The following is a 22,662-nucleotide window of genomic DNA, read 5'->3' on the forward strand; positions in this document are numbered from 1 at the left end:
CTCAAGCTCTCCCGAACAGGCCATAAGGGCGTACCAGAATCACCACGGCCATGGCGCCGTAGATCATCAGGCTCGCGCCTTGGGGCCACAGGGTGGTCATCAGGCTCTGCACCACGCCCACCAGCAGGCCGCCCACCAGGGCGCCGCCGAACGAACCCATGCCGCCGATCACCACCACCACGAAGGCGATGCCGAGGATCTCCGGGCCGACAAAGGGCTGGGCACCGCGCAACGGGGCAAACAGCACCCCGGCGATCCCGGCCAGGGCCACGCCAAGGGCGAAGGTCATGGAGAACAGGCGGAAAATATTGGTGCCAAGCAGGGATACCGTCTCGGTGCTTTCACTGCCGGCCCGCACCAGGGCGCCAAAGCGCGTGCGCTCCAGCAGCAGCCACAGGCCCAGGCCCACCAGCCCCGAGAACACAATCAAAAACAGGCGGTAGTAGGGGTACACGAAGTCGCCGACCACCAGTACCCCGCGCAGCAGTTCCGGCACGGCGACGCTCTTGCCCACCGGGCCCCAGATCATCACGCTGGCTTCCTGGATGATCAACGCAATGCCCAGGGTCACGAGGATCTGGAACATGTGCGGCAGGTGGTAGATGCGCTGGATCAATAATCGCTCGATCAGCCACGCCAGTGCGGCCACCACCAGCGGCGCGATCAGCAGGGCCAGCCAGAAGCTTTCGGTGAGGCTGACGACGGTGTAGCAGATGTACGCGCCCAGCAAAAAGAACGCGCCGTGGGCGAAGTTGACGAAGTTCAACAGGCCGAAAATGATCGTCAGCCCGACCGCAATCAGAAAGTAGATCATCCCCAGGCCCAGGCCGTTGAGAATCTGGAACAGGTAAAGATTGAGCATGCAGGAATCCTCCAACAGGCGGCCGCGGTCAACGGCCCTGTCGTGTGTTACCGGTGAAAGTGGGCGGATCAGCCGAGCTTGCAGCCCGTGGCTTCTACCGGTGGGAACGACTGGCCGGCGCTGAGGACTTTGGCCAGGTCATCCTTGTCGGCCATGTCGCCCGTGGCCTTGCCCACCAGCAGGTAGTAATCCTTGATCACCTGGTGGTCGCCGGCGCGGATCGTTTCCTTGCCGGTCGGGCCGTCGTAGCTCAGGCCCTGCATGGCCTTGGCCACGGTGGGGCCGTCGAAGCTGCCGGTGGCCTTGATGGTGTCGAGCATGACCTTGGTGCTGATGTAGTCGGCGGCCAGCGGGTAGGTGGGGTTGATCCCGTACTTGGCCTGGGTCAGCTTGACCAGTTCGCGGTTGAGCGGGGTGTCGACCTGGTGCCAGTACTGCGCGCCGAGGTACACGCCTTCGAGCACATCGCTGCCCAGTTCCTGGAACTGATCGAGTCCTGCGGACCACACCAGCAGCACTTTCATGCGCTCCTTGATACCGAAGTTGACGGCCTGGCGCAGGGTGTTGGAGGACTGGCTGCCGAAATTCAGCAACACCAGCACATCGGGGCGGGCGGCGATGGCGTTGGTCAGGTAGCCGGAAAATTCCTGTTCCTGCAATGAGTGATAGCTGTTGCCCACGTGCTCCAGGCCGCTTTCGGCCAGCACGCTCTTGGCGCCTTCGAGCAAGGCTTCGCCGAACACGTATTGGGGGGTGATGGTGTACCAGCGCTTGGCCTCGGGCAGCAGCTTGATCAGCGGCACCAGGGTTTCGCGGATCGCGCCATAGGTGGGCACCGACCAGCGGAAGGTCGCGCCGTTGCAGTCCTTGCCGGTGACTTCATCGGCGCCTACCGGGGTCATGAACACCCCGCCAACCTTATCGACTTCCTTGGCCACCGCCAGCGCCGAGGACGACAGGGTGCAGCCCTGGAAGAACCGCGCGCCGTCCTGGCCAATCGCCTCCTGGACCTTGCGCACCGCCTTGCCGGCGTTGCCTTCGGTGTCGATCACCTTGTAGTTCAGTGGGCGCCCGAGGAGCTCGGGGTACTGCGCCACGGCCAGGCGTGAACCCATGTCGGCAAACTTGCCATAGCTGGCAAAGGCGCCAGACATGGACTTGAGGCCGTAAAAGGTAAACGGTTCGGCGGCGAATGCCCCGCGCACGCTCAGCGGAAGGCTGAGCGCGGCGGCGGCGGTGAGGCTGGCTTTCAACAACGTACGACGCTGCATGGGGTGACTCCCTGGTTTAGTTATTGGCAGGAGTGGCAATGGCGATACGGTGGAGCACGGCCTGTGGGCAGGCCTTTTTTATTGAAGTCAAACACGGTTGAAACTGTAGGAGCTGGCTTGCCTGCGATAGCGGTTGATCAGTTGAGAAAATTTGCCTGACCGACCGCTATCGCAGGCAAGCCAGCTCCTACAGGGATTTGTGGTGTGTTCAGGAGTGGTCGAACTCCAGCAAAAAATGCGGGCTGACCTGGCCTTCCAGCGCGGTCATGTGGTGTTCGGCGTCGCACATGTGTTCATGCATCAGGCTGCGCACGGCCGCTTCATCGTTGGCACGAAACGCGCTCAACAGTTGCTTGTGATAGTCCAGGTTGGCCGCGTCGAACTGCTTGCGCTTGGGCTTGTAGGCCTTTTTCAGCACCACCAGGTCGCGCAGCAGGTCGTTGAGGAACTGCGCCATGAAACTCAGCAGCGGGTTGGGGCAGGCCCTGGCCAGCAAATTGTGGAACTCCAGTTCCGCCAGGCGTTGCTCACGCTGGCCGGCTTCGCTGTCTTCCGGGGCGCTGCAAAAGTCCACGTTGTCTTGCAGGGCGCGATAGTCGTCTTCGCTCAGGCGCCCCAGCACCGACACGGCCAGCTCCACCTCGATCACTTTGCGCAACTGGTACACCTGCTCGCCATCCAGGTGCTGGAAGTGCAGGTAGTTGCGCAAGGCACGGCTGGCCGGCTCCGTGCCGGCCTGGTTCAGGTACGCGCCACCGGTTGGGCCGGTGCGGGTGCTGACCAGGCCTTCGACCTCCAGGGCCTTGAGCGCTTCGCGGGCCGAGCCCTTGGAGCACTGGAAGCTCTCCATCAGCTCGCGCTCGGTGGGCAAGCGGTCGCCGGGCTTCAAGGCATCGGTGACGATCGAGCGCTTGACCGACTCGACAATCACATCGGAAAGCTTCTGGCGTTTGCGTCGCAGGGGGCGGCTGAGCATGGTTTTCTATTTATCGTATTAATGCGGATAAATAGCACTTAATAGGGGTTGGGACGGGGCGTCAACGGCGGGGGTCGTTTTCAGGTAAAACAGGTCGTAAACCACCTTTGGACTAGCAGGCCAACTCAAATCAACTGTGGGAGCTGGCTTGCCTGCGATAGCGGTTTATCAACTGAGAAAATATTGCCTGAGCCACTGTTATCGCAGGCAAGCCAGCTCCTACAGTTGAGTTGTGGAGTTAGGCAGATTGAGCCTGGCGCAGTAATTGCGTGCCTTGGTGCTCCAGTCTTTGTGCAGGAGCACCCGAGCATGCAATTACGAGCCTTGCGGTATTTTCACGAGGTGGCGCGCTGCGCCTCGTTGCGTAAGGCGGCCGAGCGTTTGTACGTCACGCCCACTGCCGTCAGCCGGCAGATCGAACACCTGGAACACTTCTTTGGCGCCGCGCTGATTGAGCGCGGCCCGCGCGGTATCCGCCTGACGGTAGAGGGCGAGTGCCTGGCCGAGCAGGTCACCAGTACCCTGCGCGGCCTCGATCAGGTGCGCGATGTGATCGCCAGCCGGCAAAGCCAGGTGGCGGGTAACATCAGCATTCATGTGTCAGAAAGTATCGTTTCCACGGTACTGGCGCCGGTACTCGCGGCGTTCTACCGGGCGCACCCCAAGGTCACGTTCAATATCGTGATCGCCAGCGCCTCGGCCACTCTGGATGCACTGTGCAGTGGCGAGGCCGACCTGGGCCTGGCGTTCTATCTGCAGGAGCGGGCCGATGTGGAAGTCACCGCGCAATGCGAGTTGTGGCACCGCGTACTGGTCAGCGCCGAACACCCGTTTGCCCAGCGCGACAGCATTGAGTTGCGCGAGCTTGAAGGCCAGCCCCTGGCCATTCCCGACTCGGCGTACGGCGTGCGCCAGGCCTTGGAGGCGGCGGCGAAAAAGCGTGGGGTGACGATCCAGCCGGTGTTTACCACCAGCTCCCTGGAAGTGCAGAAAAGCCTGGCCCGGCAACGGGCGGCGGTCTTGATCCTGCCCCAGGTGGATGCCGATGCCCGCGACCTGGGTGATGGCCTGGTGGCGGTGCCAATTGCCGATGAGCACCTGGGGCGGATTCGCATTGACCTGTGCGGCTACCGCAACCGACCGCGCTCGGTGGCGGTCCTCAAATGCCAGGACATGCTGGCCAGCGCCATGCAGCGTTGCGCGCTGGTGGACTAATCGGCCAGGCAACGGGTCGACGACGGCGGCTGTCTGCCCTGGGCCAGGTAGATGCCGGCCCAGCGGTTCACGCACTGGCTGGCATCGGTGGTGGTGCTCTGTAGATAGGGGCCCTTGAGCCGCAGGGTGGCGGGCAGCGTGTCGGATGCCTGGGCGGTGCTTGCGTCGGGCTCGATCAGCACCATGCGCTCGACACGGTCGGCAAACAATTGGGCGTACTCGGCACCCAACAGATTGCCCTGGGCAATGCCCAGGAAGCTGACGCGTTGCTCCCCCAGTTGCTGGCGCACAAACTCCATGTCCCACGCCGATTGTTCGTTGGCCACGCCCTTGCGCGGGCTTAGTTCAACGACGTCGTAGAGGCGCGTCAGCGTGCGGTATGCCTCGGTGTTGTAGTACTTCCAGACGGTTGCCAGATGCACCGCGAACACCCCATGCAAATTCGCCTGGGCCGTGGCCGGTCGCGCGAAGATCACGCCCCGGCGCTCCAGGGGCTGCTGGGCACCGACCCGGGTGAGGGTCAGGCGGTAGGTGCGTGCGTCGGGGGCCTGGTGGTCCAGCGGCACGGTGACGATGCCGCACTGGGTACGCGCCACCACCTCCTGGTCAAGCGCCCGCCCGGGCAGGCGCGGGCAATCCACCAACCATTCGATACCGGGCGCCGCGGCATGGCCGGGAGAACTCAAGAGCATCATCCATCCACTGATGAGGCAAAGCGCTGCTGCTTTCAAAGGTTTCATCCGCGTTCCTGGGTAACCGTCCATAGGGAACAGGCTTTTTACCAAGGGCGGCGGCGAGCCAATGCCGGAGCAGTCGCATGTAGGGTGTAAGAATTCTGAATTTTACCCGTCGGCAACTGCTGATGCCGACGGGCGGGTGTCAGAACAGGTTGATGGGGAAATTGCCGACGATCCTGAATTCGTCATAGCTGCCGTCAATCTGCCCGCCACTGGCGCGGTGGTTGTAGACGATGGTGCGCAGGACCGAGTTTTTCAACTTCCCCGATTGCACCACATACGCCAGCATCAAGCCGTTTTCGTTGTGCTTGGCGTTGTCCAGCCCGCGCACGTTGTAGCCGGTGTTGTGGCCGTTGCGATCACCCTCGTAGTGCGTGCCGTCGATGCCCCAGCCCTTGGCGTGCCACAGGCTGGCGGTCAGGCCGGGCACGCCGTAGGCGGCCAGGTCAAGGTCGTAGCGCAGTTGCCAGGATTTTTCGTTGGGGCCGTTGTAGTCCGAGTACAGCGAGTTGGCCATGTAGTTGCCGGTGGACTCCCACACATAGTCGAAGTACTCGTTGCCGAACACCTGTTGCCAGGCCAGGGTCAGGCTGTGGGCCTGGTGGTTGGCAGTCACGGCCAGGCTGGCGGCGTCGTTGTCGATGTAGCCCAGGCGCTGCTGGCCGGAATCCTCGGTGTGGTAGTAGTGCAGGGCGGTCTTGAGGGCAAGTGTGTTTTTGTCGCCGATGCGATGGGTCAGCCCCAGGTAGTACTGGTCCCACATGTCCTCGAAGCGCGAGCCGTAGAGGCTGGCTTCCAGGCCGTAGCCCGGCTTGAGCGTGGCCCCCAGGTAACTGATGCGCGCGCCGCTGTAGGCGCGGTTGCCGAAGGTGGTGGTCAGGCGCTCGGCGCCGGTGCCGGTGCGCGGGATGGCCCGGTCGAAACTGCCGCCCTGGATCGACAGCCATTCCAGTTCGTTGCTGTACAGGCCCACGCCCTGGAAGCTGGAGGGCAGGGCGCGGTTGTCCTTGTAGCGCAGGATCGGGTTGTCGGTCATCAGGCGCCCGGCCTTGAGCTCGGTATTGGACAGGCGCAACCGCACATCGCCCACCCCCAGCCGGCTCCAGGTCGGGATCGCATCGCCGTCGCTGTCCACCAGCACGCGGTCGCCGCCATTGGCCACCTTGCCATGCCCGCGCTGCAGGTTGACCGCACTGAATACGCCGACATCCACCCCCACGCCAATCACACCCTGGGTGTAGCCGGAGCTGTATTTGAGCATGGCGGTCTGCACCCAGGTTTCGCGCACGCGGGTGCGTTCGATGCCACCGGGTTTCTTGATGCTCAGGTAGGTGCTGCGCTGGGTGTGCTGGTTGGAATAGTAGTGACGCAGGTTCAGGTCCAGGCTGCTGCCCTCGATAAAGCCCGGAGCGCTGGCCTGGGCGTTTTCTTGCGCATAAGCCTGGGTGCCGGTCGCCAGGGTGGCGGCCAGGAAAAGACGTGGATACATGGTTAATCCCCACACAAAGAAGAAACTGTAGGAGCGAGCTTGCTCGCGAAAAGCCGGAGACCGCCGCGTGCATCCAGAATGCGCGCGTTATCGTTGACGGTCTTCGCGAGCAAGCTCGCTCCTACATGAAGGGTGCATACGCGCTGTTCAGCGAACCGGGGCTTCTGTGAGCCGGGTTTCGCGGGCCGGGGTGCCGGGCAGCACGGGCCGGGTTTCCTTGGCGAACCAGGCAGCGGTGAGGCACACCAGGTTGGCGATCAGCAGGTACCACACCGGTGACATCGGGTCGCCCGTGGTGCCGATCAACCAGGTGATGATGATCTGCGCAGTGCCGCCAAACGCCGCCACACCAAACGCGTAGACGATGGAGAAACCGGTGGAGCGCACGGATTTGGGGAAGCTCTCCACCAACAGCACGATCAACGCCGCGCCGCTCATGCCATGCAGGCCCGAGAGCACTGCCAGGGTCAGGAGGAAGGTCGACGGGCTGGGGTGTTCGGTCATCAATTGCAAGGCCGGGAACAGGATCAGCAACAGCACCACCCGGGGCGTCATCAGGATCACCCGGCGCCCGAAACGGTCGCACAACATGCCGCCGGCCACCGCGCACACCGCCATGGCCGCGCCGGCCACCAGGGTCGAGAGCATGGAAATACTGGTGGGCAACTTCAGCTCTGTCAGGGCAAAGGTGGTCATGTAGTTGAGGAAGTACTGGGTGATGGTGCTGCCCGAGAGGATCAGCAAACCCAGGACCAGCGCGCGCCGATGCTTGCCGCAGACTTCGCGCACCAGATCGCCGGTGCTGGTGGTTTCGCCCTGGCCGTGGAAGGTCTCGGCCAGGTTACGGCGGATATAGATCCCAATCGGCAACACCAGCAGGCCAAACACGAACGGCACGCGCCAGCCCCAGCTGTTGAGGTCTTCGGGGGACATCACTTTGGTCAGGGTATAACCCACCAGCCCTGCGGCCATGGCGGCGACACCCTGGGCCACCACTTGCCAACAGGCGTAGGTGCCGCGTTTGTGCGCTGGCGCGGCTTCAAGGATATAGGTGGTGGCGGGGCCGGCTTCACCGCCCCAGGCCAGGCCCTGGATCATGCGGGTGACCACCAGCAGGATCGGCGCGGCAATCCCGATGGTCTCGTAGCCGGGCAATATCGCAATACTGCCGGTGCCCACCGCCATCATCACCAGGGTCAACAGCATCGCCGGCTTGCGCCCGACGCGGTCGGCGTAGGCGCCAATCAGCACCGCGCCCAGGGGCCGCACGATAAAGCCGATGCCAAAGGCGGTGACCGAGAGCATCAAGCTGACGAAGGCGCTGTCGGACGGGAAAAACGTGTGGCCGATCATCACCGCGAAGGTCGCGTAGACCCCAAAGTCGAAAAACTCCACGGCATTGCCCAGCACCACGGCGAAGATGCTCTTGCGGCCGGCGTCCGGCGATGGCGTTTCGGGTGTGTGCTCGGGACCCTCGCGAGTCAATTGTTCAGTGTGCATACCAGCCCCTCGGTTTTAGTTATAGGTCGCCCAGGCCCCGGCCTTGTGGCCAGGGAGCGGGCGTGTGGGTGGGCAGTTCAGTTACAGCGTCAAGGTCAGTTCGGGTTCGGCCATTGGTGGATTGCGCCACGCCAGCTCTCATAGGTTTTTGCGATTTGCAGCAGCCAGATATCGGCAAAGCGGGGGGCGATCATCTGCAGGCCGATGGGCATGCCATCGGCGGCGAAACCACAGTTGATCGACAGCGCCGGTTGCTCGCCCATGTTCCAGGGCACGGTGAACACGATGTGTTCGAACGGCAATTGCGGGTCATTGCTCGGCGATGGCCATTGGGCGGGGAACGCGTTGACCTGGTTGGTGGGCGACAGGATCAGGTCCAGGTCGCTGAAGGCCTGGGCGGCGCGGCGGCGCATCTCGAAGGTCTGGTTGAACCCCTGCACCGCCTGTACGCCGCTGATGTCGGCACCAGGGGCGGCCCAGTCGCGGATGTACGGCAAGACTTTATCGAACTGCTCGCTGCTCAAGGCCGACAAGTCGCCCCATTGCCGGGCGCGCCAGAACTGGTCGAGGCCGTCGAGCTGGGCGCGGTCCATGATCGGCGGGATCAGCGTGACCCTGGCGCCATGGGCTTCGAACAGGCGTGCGGCGTGCTCCACCGCCTCACACACGAAACCTTCCGGTTGCAGGCCGGCACCTGGCTCGAGCATCAGCCCGACCCGCAGGCCCCTGACCGACAGCGGCTGGTTGCTCCACTCGCTGGTGAGCGGCGGCAGGCTGGTGGCGTCGCGGGCGTCGGGGCGGGCCAGGTGCTGCATCATCAAGACGCAGTCGTCCACCGTGCGGGTCATGGGCCCGGCGGTGCGGCCGGTGTAGTACGGGTCGATCGGGATGCGCCCCAGGGTCGGCTTGAACCCCACCAGGCCACACCAGGCGGCGGGCAGGCGCACCGAGCCGCCGATATCGGTGCCGATATGCAACGGCCCGTAACCGGCGGCGGCCGCCGCGCCAGCCCCCGAGCTGGAACCGCCGGTGTTGTTGGCGGTGTTCCACGGGTTGCGGGTGATGCCATGGAAGCTCGACAAGCCGGAGGAGAGCATGCCGAAATCCGGGACAGTGGTCTTGGCCAGCACAATCGCCCCGGCTTCGCGCATCCGCGCGGCGGGCGGGGCGTCCCTGAGGGCCGGGGTCAGGCGGGTGGCGGCGCTGCCGAGGGGAATCGGCGTGCCTTCGGTGGCTATCAGTTCCTTGATGGTCACGGGCACACCATCAAGCACGCCGTTGGGCTGGCCTTTGTTCCAGCGCTCGGTGGCGGCCTGGGCTTGCCGGCGTACCTGCTGTGGATCGAAGGCGTACAGCGCGCGGATCTGCGGCTCCCAGCGGTCGATATGGCCCAGCAGGTGGTCGTAGTAGTCGATGGGGGAGAGCTGGCGGCTGGCGAACTGCGCCAGCAATTGCGTGGCCGTGAGGTCGTGAAGATCGGTCATTGAGCGCTTCCTGGTGATGGGCCCTGGGGCTCATGGCGGGTGGCTGTTGGACCCGACTATATAAACCCTGGGCAGCAGCGACCATCACATTCGAAGCGGTGCAGTGTTGCGTTTTTGTGTGCACTCAATTGTCACGACTCTGGGCGCCGGCAATCCCTAATACCAGTCAGTCAAGCGCACATCCCCTGTGGGAGCGGGCTTGCCCGCGATAGCGGCGGTTCAGCCACTATTTTTGGCGGCTGGTATACCGTCATCGCAGGCAAGCCAGCTCCCACCTTTGATTTGTGGTGTGGCCCAAACTACTGCCCCGACGCACATCCCCTGTAGGAGCGGGCTTGCCCGCGATAGCGGCGGTTCAGCCATTATTTTTGGCGGCTGGTATACCGCCATCGCAGGCAAGCCAGCTCCTACCTTTGATTTGTGGTGTGGCCCAAACTACTGCCCCGACGCACATCCCCTGTGGGAGCGGGCTTGCTCGCGAAAGCGGTGGGTCAGCCACTGTTTTTGGCGGCTGGTATACCGCCATCGCAGGCAAGCCAGCTCCTACCTTTGATTTGTGGTGTGGCCCAAGCTTTTGCCCCGACGCAGATCCCTTGTGGGAGCGGGCTTGCTCGCGATAGCAGCGGTTCAGCCACTATTTTTGGCGGCTGGTATACCGTCATCGCAGGCAAGCCAGCTCCTACCTTTGATTTGTGGTGTGGCCCAAACTACTGCCCCGACGCACATCCCCTGTGGGAGCGGGCTTGCCCGCGATAGCGGCGGTTCGGCCACTATTTGTGGCGGCTGGTATACCGCCATCGCAGGCAAGCCAGCTCCTACCTTTGATTTGTGGTGTGGCCCAAACTACTGCCCCGACGCACATCCCCTGTGGGAGCGGGCTTGCTCGCGAAAGCGGTGGTTCGGCCACTATTTGTGGCGGCCGGTATACCGCCATCGCAGGCAAGCCAGCTCCTACCTTTGATTTGTGGTGTGGCCCAAGCTTTTGCCCCGACGCACATCCCTTGTGGGAGCGGGCTTGCTCGCGAAAGCGGTGGGTCAGTCAACATCAATGTTTGCTGGGCCGACGTCTTCGCGAGCAAGCCCGCTCCCACATTTGATCTTCACTGCGTTGAGCATTGCGTTCGCTTGACTGATCGGCATTACGGCAAGCCCGCTCCCACACTGGATCAGCGCAACAATTGCTCGATGGCTTTGCATACCCGTGGATCATCACAATGCGCCACATTGAAGCGCATAAAATCATGCAGCCCCGGCTCATACCCAAACAGTGCCCCCGGCGCCAACACCATGCCGCGCTTGAGCCCGGCCTCGGCCAGTTGTTCACCCTTGACCCCGGCCGGCAGACGCGCCCAGATAAACATCCCCGCTTCATACCCCATGGGCAGCTCACAGCCACAGCGGCGCAACCACTGTTCCACCCGCGCACCGGCTTCCAGCAGGCGCTGGACCATGCGCTTGCGGTGCCGCGCATAGCTGCCTTCGCTGAGCAGGCGGTAGACCAGTTGCTCGAACAACTCCGAGGTCACGCCGCCGCTCATCAACTTCATGTTGGTCAGGTTGGCCGCCAATTGCGGCGCCGCCACCACATAGCTGACCCGGGTATTGGCGCTGAGGGTTTTCGAGAAGCCCGACAGATAGGTCACCTGCTCCAGCCCGGCGAGTGCCGCCAGGCGGGGCGGCGGGTTGGGGTGCAGGTCGCCGTAGAGGTCGTCCTCGATGATATGGCAGTGATACTGGCGCATCAGTTGCAGCAGCCCAAAGGCCTGGGCCGCGCTGAAGGAATGGCCGGTGGGGTTGTGCAGGATGCTGGTGGTCACATACAGGCTGGGCCGTTCCTCGCTGAGCAACTGCTCCAGGGCCGCCAGGTCGAAACCATCCGGGCCGCGCGGCAGTGTCACCACCTTGACCCCATGCAACGCCAGGTTGGCGTGGAAGTTGAAGTAGCACGGCGCATCCAGCAACACCGTGTCACCGGGGCGGGCCAGCAGGCGCATCAACATGTCCAGGCCTTGCAGGGTGCTGGGGGTGGTGATGATCTGTTCCACCGGCACCGCCAGCCCATCGCCCAGGAGTTTTTGTTGCAGGGCCTGGCGCAGCGGCAGGAAACCCGCCGGCGTGCCCATGCCGGCAACCCGCAGGGACGGGGCCCGTACCACACTGCGCAGGGCCTGGCGCATGGTCTCGGAATCGAGCCAGTCTTCGGGCAGGTGGCCGCCACCGGGGCGCAGTTCGCCCTGGCCGGTCAGCATCGGCCGGCGCAGCACACTGAGCAAATCCTGGGGCAGCAGGTCCACCCAGTTGCTGGACGATGGCTGCGTCTGGCGCTGGGCCACAAAGTGCCCGCGGCCCTGGCGCGAGGTCAGCAGGTGTTGGCCGCGCAGGCGGTCCAGGGCTTCATTGACGGTGAATTTTCCGACACCCAACTGTTGCCCCAGCTCACGCACCGACGGCAGTTTGCTGCCAGCGGCCAATTCGCCTTGTTCGATGGCACGGGCGAACGCCTCGACGATCTGCTGGACCTTGGGGGCGCGCTCATGAAAGTGGATCTGCGGAAGGGCCATCGCGATGTCCTGAAGTTTGCCGGTCACTTTACCGGTAAAGCCTGCATGAATAACCGCCGAGTTTACCTGCCCGGCGCCGGATCTGCGCCCTAGACTGCGCAACATTCCTTGCCGCCGTGAAATTACCCACCATGGTCACTGCCCTTACGCTGTCTTCGTTCCTGTATTTCCTGGTGTTGTGCAGCACCCTGGCCTTCAGCCCCGGCCCCATGACCCTGCTGCTGCTGAGCCTGGGGCTCAAGGACGGCCTGCGCCACTCCTTGCCGGCACAGTTCGGGGCCAGTGTGTCGTACCTGATTTCGATCCTGATCTTTGCCGTGGGCTTTTCCGAGCTGATCAAGGGCTACCCGCTGATTACCCAGGGCATCCAACTGGTGGGCGTGGCTTACATTCTGTACCTGGCCTACAAACAGTGGACCAGCAGCGGCGTGCAGATCAACACCAGCGGGCAAGGGCCAGAGACGCCCCGTGGCCTGTTCGGCAAGGGCTTGCTGACCGGCCTGTCCAACCCCAAGGCGATCATTCTGTTCAGCGCGGTGTTCCCGCAGTTTGCCGCCGTGGGGCAGGACAGCGCCGCCGGCGACATCGCGATCCTCGGCCTGACCTTCCTGGTCCTGCAGTTCGCCAGCGGCTGCCTGTATTGCTACTTCGGCCAGCGCATCAAGCATGTGCTCGAGTCGCCGCGCAAGCGGGTGCTGTTGCAGAAGGTCACGGCGGTGTTGCTGCTGGCCGTGGCGATGTTACTGGCCCGTGGATTCTCCAGCTAGGCGCCTGGCGTCAAGGGTTTGGCAAGGTGATGGACGCCTGGGATAACCCTCTGAGCGGTAGTGGCTATTTGCCGGTCCCCTGATAGACTTCCAGCATTCATCCAGGATCAGCCAGATCATGCCAGCCGCAGGAGGAAAAGGACTTCCGCTCGCCAGACGCCTGTACAAATCGCGGACCCTGGGGCTCACGCTCGGTTTCGTCTGTGTATTGGCCGGCATGTACCCGCTGGATCCGCCAGGCTGGGTCTGGGCCTGGATGCTGCTCAACGCCTTCGCCTGGCCGCACCTGGCCTACCAACTGGCACGCCGCGCCGAAAACTCCCTGCGCGCCGAACGCCGTCATCTATTGGTGGACTCGTTTTGTGGCGGCTTCTGGGTCGGTGCCATGCACTTCAACCCGCTGCCCAGCGTCACCACGCTGTCGATGATGACCATGAACAACGTCGCCATCGGTGGGCTGCGGTTCATGTTGATGGGCTGGGTGGCCCAGGCACTGGGCATCGGGGTGGCGCTGCTGCTGTTCGCCCCGGCCTATATCGCCCTGACCACGCCCGCCCAGCTTTACGCCTGCTTGCCGATCCTGATGCTTTATCCGCTGGCCCTGGGCTGGATCTGTTATCGCCAGGCCATCACGCTGGCCCGGCATAAGCGTGAACTACTGGCCCTGAGCCGCACCGACAGCCTGTCCGGCCTGCTCAACCATGGCGCCTGGAAAGACCACCTGGAAATCGAGTTCGAACGCTGCCGGGGCGGCCAGCAGGGCGCTGCGATTGCCCTGATTGATATCGACCATTTCAAGATCATCAACGACACCTATGGTCACGTCACCGGCGACATCGTGCTGCGCCAGCTGAGCAAGATCCTGCGCCAGAACCTGCGCGCCACCGACCTGGCCGGGCGCTATGGCGGCGACGAATTCTGCGTGATCCTGCCGGACATGCCCCTGGGCCACGCCACCGAAGTGATGGACGCACTACGCGACCGCTTCAGCTCCCTGGGCTACGCCCAGGATCCGACCTTGCGCGCCAGCCTGAGCATTGGCCTGGCGCCGTATCAAGCGTCCCACGGTGATGCGACCAGTTGGTTGAATGATGCCGACCAGGCGTTGTATGAGGCCAAGAGTAGCGGGCGCAATCGGGTGCGTTCGGTGCAGGGCGGGTGGGTGCGGTCGGTTTGAACTGCCGGATTTGAATCCGCGCTCAGCGCGCCAGCGGCGGCCCGCCCGCACCCAGGGGTTTTTATGATGTGTGCAGGGTTGTCGTGCGCCCCAATACCAAACTGCACAGCGCCGGCAAGAACAGCAGCGTCAATAACGTCCCCACCAACACCCCGCCAATCAGCACATACGCCAGGGACGACCAGAACACCGACAAGGTCAGCGGAATAAACGCCAACGCTGCCGCCAGCGCGGTCAAGATCACCGGCCGCGCGCGGCGTACGGTGGCTTCGACGATCGCTTCGCCACTCGCCATGCCCTGTTCCTGGTTCTGGCGGATCTGGTCGGTGAAGATCAGGGTGTTGCGCATCAGGATCCCGCCAATCCCGATCAGGCCCAGGATCGCATTGAAGCCAAACGGCTGGTTGAACAGCAGCAAGGTCGGCACCGCGCCGATCAAGCCCAGCGGGGCGGTGGCGAAGACCATCAACATCACGCCGAACGAGCGCACCTGGAACATGATCACCGTGAGGGTCAGCAGGATCATGATCGGGAACAGTGCCGCCAGGGCCACGTTGGCCTTGGCGCTTTCTTCCACCGGGCCGCCGATGTCCAGGCGATAGCCGGCCGGTAGCCGCGCGATCAGGGGTTGCAGGTCTTTGTAGACCGCCATCTCCACGTCGGGCGGTTGCACGCCGTCGATGATGTCGGCGCGCACTTCGACGGTGCTCGCGCGGTTGCGACGCTTGAGGATCGGCTCTTCCATCACCGCCTGGAAATGCCCGACCTGGGCCAGGGGCACCGATACCCCGGCGCTGTTGGTCAGGGTCATGTTGTCGAGGTTGCCGAGGTCTTCACGCTGGCTGCCCTGGGCGCGGGCCACCACCGACACGGTGCGGTTGCCTTCGCGCACTTCAGTGATGGGGTTGCCGCTGAGCAGGGCGTTGAGCTGGGATTTCACTTCGTTGGGGGTGAAACCCAGCAGGCGCAGGCGATCCTGGTCCAGCACCAGGCGATAACCGCTGCTGCGCTCGCCCCAGTCGAGGAACGCGTCCTTGGTCAGGCGGTTGGCGGCAACCACCTGGCGTACTTCCTCGGACAGGCTGCGCAACACATTCACGTCGGGGCCAGACACGCGAAACACCACCGGGAAGGGCACCGGCGGGCCGAACAGCAATTGCGTGACCCGCACCCGCGCGGCGGGGAATTCGCCGCTGGCGATACGCTCGCGCATGCGTAGTTTCAAGGCGTCCCGGGCATGGGCGTCGGGGGTTTGTACGATCAGCTTGGCGAACGCCGGGTCGGGTAACTCGGGGTTCAGCGACAGGAAAAACCGTGGTGCACCGCCGCCCACATAGGTATCGACCATGCGGGTCTGCGGCTCTTGCAGCAGCGCCTTTTCCAACTGCGCCGCCACCGCCTCGGTGCTTTTGAAGGCACTGCCCGGCGGCATGTACACCTCCAGAATCAGCTCGGAGCGGTCGGAGTTGGGGAAGAACTGCTTCTTCACCACGCCCAGGCCCAAGCCGCACAGTACAAAGGCCGACACCACCAGCCCGGTCACCAGCCAGCGCCGGCGCACGCAGGTTTGCACCAGGTGGCGCAGTTTCTGGTACCAGGGGCCGGCGTAAATCGCGTCGTGGCCGCCGGGTACCGGCTTGATATTGGGCAGCAGCTTGACCCCCAGGTACGGGGTAAACACCACCGCCACCAACCAGGAGGCGATCAGGGCAAAACCGACGATCCAGAAGATATTGCCGGCATACTCGCCCGCGCCCGAACGGGCAAAACCCACCGGCAGAAAGCCGATGATCGTCACCAGGGTACCGGTCAGCATTGGTGCGGCGGTGGAGCTCCAGGCGAAGGTGGCAGCATGGATGCGGTCGAAACCTTCTTCGAGTTTGACCACCATCATCTCAATGGCAATGATCGCGTCGTCCACCAGCAGGCCCAGGGAAATGATCAGCGCACCGAGGGTGATGCGGTCAAATTCGCGGCCGGTCAGCAGCATGATCACAAACACCATGGACAGGGTCAGCGGCACGGCTGCCGCCACCACCAAACCGACACGAAAGCCCAGGGCCAGCAGGCTGATGACCATCACCACGGCCAGGGCGACGAAGAATTTGAGCATGAACTCATCGACCGCCAGGCTGATGTTTTTCGCCTGGTCGGAGACTTTTGCGAAGTTGACACCCAAGGGCAAGTCCGCCTGGATTTTGCCCTCCTGGGCCTTGAGGCTCTTGTCCAGGTCCAGGCCGTTCCAGTGTTTCTCCATGATGATGCCCAGCATCAAGGCCGGGTCGCCCTGGTGCCGGATACGGTAGCTGGGCGGGTCTTCATAGCCACGGCTGACGGTGGCGACATCGGCGATGCGCAACACTTTGCCGTCCACCGGCAGCGGCACGTTCTCGATCAGCGCCAGGCTGTCGAAGGCGCCGTCGATACGGATATAGGCGCGGGGGCCGGCGGTTTCGACAAACCCCGACGGCGCCACGGCGTTTTGCGCGGCGAGGGCGGTGAAGATCTGCTCGGGCTTGATCCCCAGGGTCGCCAGGCGCTCATAGGAAAACTCGACAAACACCCGCTGCGCCTGTTCGCCGAGAATATTGACCTTCTTCACCCCTGACAGCCTGAGGAAGTCCTGGCGCATCGTTTCGGCCATCTGCACCTGCTGGCGATGGGGCAGGTGTTCGGCTTCCAGGGCGTACAGGGCGAAGTACACATCGGAATATTCATCGTTGAAGAACGGCCCGATCACGCCCTTGGGCAGTTTGGCAGCCTCGTCGCTGAGTTTTTTGCGGGTCTGGTAGAACAGGTCCTGGATTTCATTGGGGCGTGTGGACTCGAGGAAGGTCATGCGCATCGACACAAACCCCGGTTGGGCGATGGTTTCCACGCGATCGTAGTAGTCCAGTTCCTGTAGGCGCTTTTCCAGGCGGTCGGCCACTTGTTCCTGCATCTCCTGGGCCGTGGCACCGGGCCAGGCGGCGGTGATGGTCATGACCTTGACGGTGAACAGCGGGTCTTCGGCGCGCCCCAGCTTGGCGAAGGAAAAAATCCCCGCGGCGAGGATCGCCAGGATCAGGAACAGCGTGACGGCGCGGTGCTTGACCGCCAGGGCGGAAAGGTTGAGGCCATGCATGCTCAAGGTTCCTGGCGGCGATTGAGGGTCAGTGCCTGGGCGGGCAACAGGCGTACGCTGTCCCCTGGGTGCAGCAGGTGCGCACCGAGGGCGACGATCAGTTGGTCGGGGCTGACCCCGCCGCAAAGCAGGGCGTCTTCCTGGCCCAGGCTGGCCACCGTGACCGGGGCGAAGCTGACTTTGTCATCCGCGCCAATCAGCCACACGCCGGTTCCGTTACCCGCATCGTGCAGGGCGCCGATCGGCACGCGGGTGTGTGGCGGCTGGCCGTTGCCTTGCAGGCGCAGGGTGATGGTGGAACCGAGGGCGAAACGCTCAACCCTGCCGTGCAGCACATAGCGCGCGCGGTAGGTGCGGGTGACGGGATCGGCGCTGGCCGACAGTTCGCGCAGGGTTGCGTTGACAGCCTGGTCCGGCGCGCCGAACGGCAGGGCCAGGGCTTTTTGCGAGGCGCGGTCGCGCAGGTTTTCCGGCAGGTGGATGATCGCTTCCCGTGCGCCGTCGTGGGCCAGGCGCGCGACGATCTGCCCTTCGGCCACCACCTGCCCGCGTTCCACCCGCACATCGGTGATCACCCCGTCGCCATCGGCCCGCAGCACCGAGTAGGTGCGACGGTTTTCGATCTGGCTGGCATCCGACTGGGCGGCGGCGAGCTGCGCTTGAGCGACCTGCAGGTTAGTCGCGGCCTGGTCGAAGATCTGCCGTGATACCGCGCCGGTACTGGCCAGGCGTTGATAGCGGTTGGCGTCATCGCGGCGCTGGCGCAGTTGCGCCTGGGCGGCGTTGACGCGGTTTTTTGCCGAGCGCAGTGCCAGCTCGAAGTCGCCGATATCCAGGACCAGCAGGGTGTCGCCCCGGGACACATGCTGGCCGGGATCGACCTTGCGTTCGATCACCTTGCCGCTGACCCGAAAACCCAGGTCACTTTCGGTACGCGCCGCGACCACCCCGGTATAGGCATTCTGCTGGCTGGCGGCGGCTTCGACTTTGGCCGCCAGCACCGGGCGCGCAGGGTCGGCGTTGGCGCTGGGGTCGGCCTGGCTGTTGCAGCCGCTGAGCAGGATCAACAGCGCCAGGGGCGGGAAAAGGCGGTGAAGGGGAGGGTGTGGGCTCATTTCAGGCTCCTGGTGGCGCTGAGTGAATAAAATTACGTTCGTAATATTTGCAGAATATTACGACCGAAATATTATTTAAGCCAGCCCTCGATCAGGTTTTGTACGAGCCGGCTTGCCGGCGATCGCGGTGTATCAGTCGATAAATCCATTGGCGGGCCCGCCGCCATCGCTGGCAAGCCAGCGCCTACAAAAGCGCATGCGGGTGCAGTTGTCACACTTTGTCCAAGTTATCCGGGTGTAGATGATTACGATTCTCTTTTGAGATAAATCCTGAAGGTCTACGCCCATGCTTCCTGCTTTTCGTTTTGCGCCGCTGGCCCTGCTGGTGGCTGGCAGTCTCAACGCTCACGCCGATGAGCCTGCGTCACTGCAACTCAATGAGGTGGTGGTGACCGCCTCGGGCTTTGCACAGAATGTCGAAGACGCGCCGGCCTCGGTCACGGTGATCGATGGCGAGGCCTTGCGCCGCAAGTCGTACCGCGACCTGGGCGATGCGGTGCGGGATGTCGAGGGCGTCACGGTGAATGGCGGGGCCAATGAAACCGACATCTCGATCCGTGGCATGCCCGCCGACTACACGCTGATCATGGTCGACGGCAAACGCCAGAGCGCCCGGGAGTCGCGGGTCAATGGCAACAGTGGCTACGAGCAGAGCTTTGTGCCGCCGGCGGCCGCCATCGAGCGCATCGAAGTGGTGCGCGGGCCGATGTCGTCGCTGTACGGTTCCGATGCCATCGGCGGGGTGATCAACGTGATCACGCGCAAGGTGTCGCCGCAGTGGGGCGGCTCCATTGGCTATGACTACTCGGCCCGCCAGCACAGCGACCAGGGCAATGCGCGCCAGACCCAGTTCTACCTCAGCGGCCCGCTCAAGGAAGACCTGCTCGGCTTGCAGGTGTGGGGCCGTTACCTCGACCGCCAGGCCGATGACGATATTGAGCAGACCAATGGCTTCAGTAAAGCCGATCACCGCGACCTCACCGCGCGCCTGGCCTTCACCCCGGGCATCGACCACGACATCCTTCTTGAAGCCGGCGCCACGCGCCTGAAAAACGGCGATGGGATCAGCGCCAACTGGGCCACCCGCGAGCAGGAAAACAACCGCGATCACTGGTCGCTGTCGCACCAGGGTCGCTGGGGCTGGGCCACCTCGGACATTGCCTTTGCCCAGGAAACTTCCACCCGCGAAGGCCGCGCCACGCCGGCCCAAACCGATATTTTCGGACGCAAGCCCGAGGTCAAGAACAGTGTGTTCGACGCCAAGTTGGTGGTGCCCACGGCCCATAACGTCAGTACCGTGGGCATGCAGTGGAACGAAAGCCAACTGACCGACTGGAACCAGGGCCTGGGCGACCGTGTGGACTACGAGTTCTCGGTGGTGCAAAAAGCCCTGTTTGCCGAGAACGAATGGTCGGTCACCGATAGCTTCGCCCTGACCACCGGCCTGCGCCTGGATCATCATGAAGAATACGGTGCCCATGTCAGCCCACGGCTGTATGGGGTGTGGCGCGCCAGCGAGCAGTGGACGTTCAAGGGCGGCATCGCCCGTGGCTTCAAGGCCCCGGAGATCCGCGCGGTGGTGGCGGACTACGCCTACCTGCGGCGCAACCGTTTCGTGATGTTCGGCAACCCCGACCTCAAGCCGGAAACCAGCACCAACTACGAAATCTCGGCGCTGTGGAGCAACCGTGACGATCTGTCGGCGGGCGCGACCCTGTTCTACAACGACTTCCAGGACAAGCTGTCCACCGTCACCACCGACCAGCGCTGGAACGGCTACACCATCATGGAGCGGGTCAACGTCGACAAGGCGATCATCCAGGGCGTGGAGCTCAACGGCCAATGGGATATCAACCCCAGCGTGCTGCTCAAGGCCAACTACACCTACACCGATTCCGAACAGAAAACCGGTGCCAACGCTGGCGCGCCCCTGGCCTTGACCCCCAAGCAAAAGGCCAATGTGCGTAGCGAATGGAGTATCAACGACCGCGCCCAGGCCTGGGCTTCGTTGAGCTATTACGGTGAGGAAACCGGTAACACCATCACCAGCGAAAAACCGGCGCCGGGCTACACCACCGCCGACCTGGGCGGCTCCTTTGATGCGACCGAATCCCTGACCCTCAATGCCTCCCTCAACAATCTGGCCAACAAGCGCCTGGACGACGAGACCTACGGCACCGTGAACTACGGGCGCACCTTGTGGATGGGGGCCACGCTCAACTTCTAAGGCGCTGCAGGCAACCGCACCACCGCGCAGAGACCTGCCGGTGGGCGGTTCTCCAAGAGCAGTTCGCCGCCATGGGCCTGGATGCACGACCGTGCAATCGCCAGGCCCAACCCCAGGCCACCGCCGCTGGCGCCCAGCTGTACGAAGGGTTCGAACACCTTGTTCAGCCAGTCCTGGGGCAGGCCGGCGCCATGGTCGAGAATCTCCACGCACAGCACCCCCGTGTCCTCGTGCTTGAGGCTGATACAGGCATCGCCGCCATGTTTGACCGCGTTGTCGATCAGGTTGGCCAGGGCGCGCTTGAGCGCCAGCGGCCGGCAATCGAGCAGCAGCGGCGGGGCGCCCAGCCAGGTCACTGGTTGTTGCAGGCGCCGGTAACGCTTGGCCAGGTCATCCAGTAATGCGCTCAACGAGGTTCGGCGGGTGGCTTCCTGCACGGCGTCGTCGCGCACGAAGTTCAGGGTTTCGCGCACCATGGCGCTCAGCTCGCCGAGGCTGTCGAGCATGTCGTCCCGCTCAGGGCCTGGCTCCAGCAACTCAACCTGCAAGCGCAGTTCGGTGAGCGGGGTGTTGAGGTCGTGACTGATCGCCGCCAACATCCGCGTGCGCCCTTCGACATGCCGCGCCAGGTTGGCCTGCATGGTGTTGAAGGCGGTGGTCAAGTCACGGGCTTCCTGGGGGCCGCTCAAGGGCAGCGGTGCGATCCATTCGCCCCGGCTGACCCGTTCGGTGGCCTGGGCCAGGGTTTTCACCGGGCGCACCACCCGCGCGATGAAAAACATCACGATCAGCAGCACCGGCACCGTGGTCACCGGCAGGCTGTAGGCCAATACGCGGCCCCATTCATACGCCCCGGCGGGATGCTGCAGCGCATTCAGGTACTGGCCGTTCGGCAGGGCGATGCTGCTGCGCAACCGCAAGGGCGCCCAGCCGGCGGGGCTGAACACATGGGTGCGGGCGTTGGCACCACTGATGCGTTCCAATTGCATGCCGATGGGCACGTCTGGCGGCAGTTGCAGGTGTTGGCGCAGTTCGTTGGCCAGGCGCCGTTCTTCGGGGCGCAGTTCAAACGGCTCGACTTCGGCCCGGGGGGCGATCCAGAAACGTGCGTTCTCGGTGTTCATCGCGGCCAACAGGTGCGCCGGCTCTTCGCCGCCCAGGCCGGCGGCATGGTGCGCGATCACCAGGCGTTCCAGGCTGAAACTGCGCGACAGCGGGTGGATCAGGCTGCCGGTGCGTTGCAGGAACAGCATGGCGATGGCGTTGGAGGCCAGCAGCGCCAGCAGCAACAACAGGCTCAGTTGCTGCACCAGGGTGCGCGGCCATAGGCGGCGCCAGCGGTTCAAGCGGCGCACGGGGTGACGTCGGCCGCCAGCAGGTAGCCGCCGCCCCAGATGGTGCGCAACAGGTCCGCCGCCGCGCCGTCGTGGGCCAGTTTGCGGCGCAGGCGGCTGACCTGGCGGTCGATGGTGCGGTCACTGACATCACTGTCGGCGGCGGCGGTCAGGTCGATCAGGCGCTCGCGGGGCAACAGGGTGTTGGGATGCTCGAGGAACACTTGCAGCAGCCGGCTTTCGGCGGTGCTCAGTTGGATCGGCGGGCAGCCTGCGCGGGTCAGCAGTGCGCTGATGGCGCTGAAGTGCCAGCCGGCGAAGCCGTAGCTGCGGCTGGCCGGCGCCATGGGGGCCTGGCTGCGGCCCTGGCGGCGCAGCACGCTGTGGATGCGCGCCACCAGTTCACGGGGTTCGAAGGGCTTGGTGATGTAGTCGTCGGCGCCCAGGTCCAGGCCGCGAATGCGGTCGGCGGCGGCGTCGCGGGCGGTCAACAGGATCACCGGGGTGTTGCTGCGCCGATGCAGTTGGTTGCACAGCTCAAAACCGTCGCCATCGGGTAGCAGCACATCCAGCACGATCACATCGAAGGCCTGGGTCTTGAGCAGTTGCCACATGCCCGCTGCATCTTCAGCGGTGCGCACCTCGAAGGTGTGGCGACGCAAATAGATGGCCAGCGGCTCGCGGATCTTGCGGTGGTCGTCCACCACCAGGACGCGCGGCGCTACAGGCGCAGGGGCAAATGGCATGGCGGCCCTCGGGGGAGTTGAGCGGGAGAGCGGGGATATTACTACGAGTCATTATCATTCACGTATTTTATGACACG

General features: G+C 63.9%; 16 protein-coding genes and 1 pseudogene. 4 read left to right on the forward strand and 13 right to left on the reverse strand.

The annotated features are described in order from the left end of the window. Nucleotide 1: 1 nt before the first annotated feature. The 3 genes from HBO11_RS02925 to HBO11_RS02935 all read right to left on the reverse strand — a co-directional run bounded on the left by HBO11_RS02925 (nucleotide 2) and on the right by HBO11_RS02935 (nucleotide 3,109). Complete coding sequence (locus HBO11_RS02925) at nucleotides 2-862, reverse strand: branched-chain amino acid ABC transporter permease (protein ID WP_169956854.1); 861 nt, start codon at nucleotides 860-862, stop codon at nucleotides 2-4. A gap of 68 nt (nucleotides 863-930) precedes the next feature. Then, a complete protein-coding gene (locus tag HBO11_RS02930; protein ID WP_169956852.1) occupies nucleotides 931-2,133 on the reverse strand; it encodes an ABC transporter substrate-binding protein in 1,203 nt (400 codons plus the stop codon). A 208-nt stretch (nucleotides 2,134-2,341) separates the two neighbouring features. Further along, entirely contained in the window at nucleotides 2,342-3,109 is a 768-nt protein-coding gene (locus HBO11_RS02935) for an FCD domain-containing protein (protein WP_057441603.1), read from the reverse strand. 309 nt (nucleotides 3,110-3,418) lie between these two features. Between HBO11_RS02935 and HBO11_RS02940 the strand changes: the two genes are divergently transcribed. Then, nucleotides 3,419-4,324 carry a LysR family transcriptional regulator gene (locus tag HBO11_RS02940; protein ID WP_169956851.1) on the forward strand — a complete coding sequence of 302 codons (906 nt, stop codon included), beginning with the start codon at nucleotides 3,419-3,421 and terminating at the stop codon, nucleotides 4,322-4,324. On the opposite strand, the gene HBO11_RS02945 is transcribed toward HBO11_RS02940, so the two are convergent. The 6 genes and pseudogenes from HBO11_RS02945 to HBO11_RS02965 all read right to left on the reverse strand — a co-directional run bounded on the left by HBO11_RS02945 (nucleotide 4,321) and on the right by HBO11_RS02965 (nucleotide 12,095). Next, complete coding sequence (locus HBO11_RS02945; RefSeq protein WP_169956850.1) at nucleotides 4,321-5,016, reverse strand: alpha/beta fold hydrolase; 696 nt, start codon at nucleotides 5,014-5,016, stop codon at nucleotides 4,321-4,323. The two genes, HBO11_RS02940 and HBO11_RS02945, sit on opposite strands and share 4 nt — an antisense overlap. A 187-nt stretch (nucleotides 5,017-5,203) precedes the next feature. Further along, the gene (locus tag HBO11_RS02950) at nucleotides 5,204-6,550 is read right to left on the reverse strand and encodes an OprD family outer membrane porin (RefSeq protein ID WP_169956849.1); all 1,347 of its coding nucleotides are present in this window, start codon (nucleotides 6,548-6,550) and stop codon (nucleotides 5,204-5,206) included. A 23-nt stretch (nucleotides 6,551-6,573) separates the two neighbouring features. Then, a pseudogene (locus tag HBO11_RS28790) lies at nucleotides 6,574-6,663 on the reverse strand (outer membrane lipoprotein carrier protein LolA); the annotation flags it as partial. A gap of 34 nt (nucleotides 6,664-6,697) precedes the next feature. Next, nucleotides 6,698-8,050, reverse strand: a complete 1,353-nt coding sequence (locus HBO11_RS02955; protein WP_262380942.1) for a citrate-proton symporter — start codon at nucleotides 8,048-8,050, stop codon at nucleotides 6,698-6,700. 95 nt (nucleotides 8,051-8,145) lie between these two features. Continuing rightward, on the reverse strand, nucleotides 8,146-9,534 hold the full coding sequence (locus HBO11_RS02960) for an amidase (protein WP_169956847.1): 1,389 nt from the start codon (nucleotides 9,532-9,534) through the stop codon (nucleotides 8,146-8,148). 1,166 nt (nucleotides 9,535-10,700) lie between these two features. Further along, the gene (locus HBO11_RS02965; protein ID WP_169957191.1) at nucleotides 10,701-12,095 is read right to left on the reverse strand and encodes a PLP-dependent aminotransferase family protein; all 1,395 of its coding nucleotides are present in this window, start codon (nucleotides 12,093-12,095) and stop codon (nucleotides 10,701-10,703) included. A gap of 131 nt (nucleotides 12,096-12,226) precedes the next feature. On the opposite strand from HBO11_RS02965, the gene HBO11_RS02970 reads away from it, so the two are divergent. Together HBO11_RS02970 and HBO11_RS02975 are read left to right on the forward strand one after the other, a co-directional pair. Next, complete coding sequence (locus HBO11_RS02970) at nucleotides 12,227-12,862, forward strand: LysE family translocator (RefSeq protein WP_169957171.1); 636 nt, start codon at nucleotides 12,227-12,229, stop codon at nucleotides 12,860-12,862. A gap of 118 nt (nucleotides 12,863-12,980) precedes the next feature. Continuing rightward, nucleotides 12,981-14,039, forward strand: a complete 1,059-nt coding sequence (locus HBO11_RS02975; RefSeq protein WP_169957172.1) for a diguanylate cyclase — start codon at nucleotides 12,981-12,983, stop codon at nucleotides 14,037-14,039. A 61-nt stretch (nucleotides 14,040-14,100) separates the two neighbouring features. On the opposite strand, the gene HBO11_RS02980 is transcribed toward HBO11_RS02975, so the two are convergent. Both HBO11_RS02980 and HBO11_RS02985 read right to left on the reverse strand, forming a co-directional pair. Next, nucleotides 14,101-17,163 (reverse strand): efflux RND transporter permease subunit, encoded by a 3,063-nt coding sequence (locus HBO11_RS02980; protein ID WP_169957174.1) that lies wholly within the window; start codon nucleotides 17,161-17,163, stop codon nucleotides 14,101-14,103. Between the two features lie 2 nt (nucleotides 17,164-17,165). Then, nucleotides 17,166-18,278, reverse strand: a complete 1,113-nt coding sequence (locus tag HBO11_RS02985) for an efflux RND transporter periplasmic adaptor subunit (RefSeq protein ID WP_169957175.1) — start codon at nucleotides 18,276-18,278, stop codon at nucleotides 17,166-17,168. Nucleotides 18,279-18,564: 286 nt separating this feature from the next. Here HBO11_RS02985 and HBO11_RS02990 point away from each other — a divergent pair, with 286 nt between their 5' ends. Then, a complete protein-coding gene (locus tag HBO11_RS02990; RefSeq protein WP_169957177.1) occupies nucleotides 18,565-20,505 on the forward strand; it encodes a TonB-dependent receptor in 1,941 nt (646 codons plus the stop codon). Here the strand turns inward: HBO11_RS02990 and HBO11_RS02995 are convergent. Next, a complete protein-coding gene (locus HBO11_RS02995; RefSeq protein WP_169957192.1) occupies nucleotides 20,502-21,818 on the reverse strand; it encodes an ATP-binding protein in 1,317 nt (438 codons plus the stop codon). The two genes, HBO11_RS02990 and HBO11_RS02995, sit on opposite strands and share 4 nt — an antisense overlap. Nucleotides 21,819-21,847: 29 nt before the next feature. Beyond that, nucleotides 21,848-22,585, reverse strand: a complete 738-nt coding sequence (locus tag HBO11_RS03000) for a response regulator transcription factor (RefSeq protein ID WP_169957178.1) — start codon at nucleotides 22,583-22,585, stop codon at nucleotides 21,848-21,850. Nucleotides 22,586-22,662 lie beyond the last annotated feature (77 nt).

This window comes from Pseudomonas sp. WS 5010, from assembly GCF_012985565.1.
In the GTDB taxonomy this organism is placed as follows: domain Bacteria; phylum Pseudomonadota; class Gammaproteobacteria; order Pseudomonadales; family Pseudomonadaceae; genus Aquipseudomonas.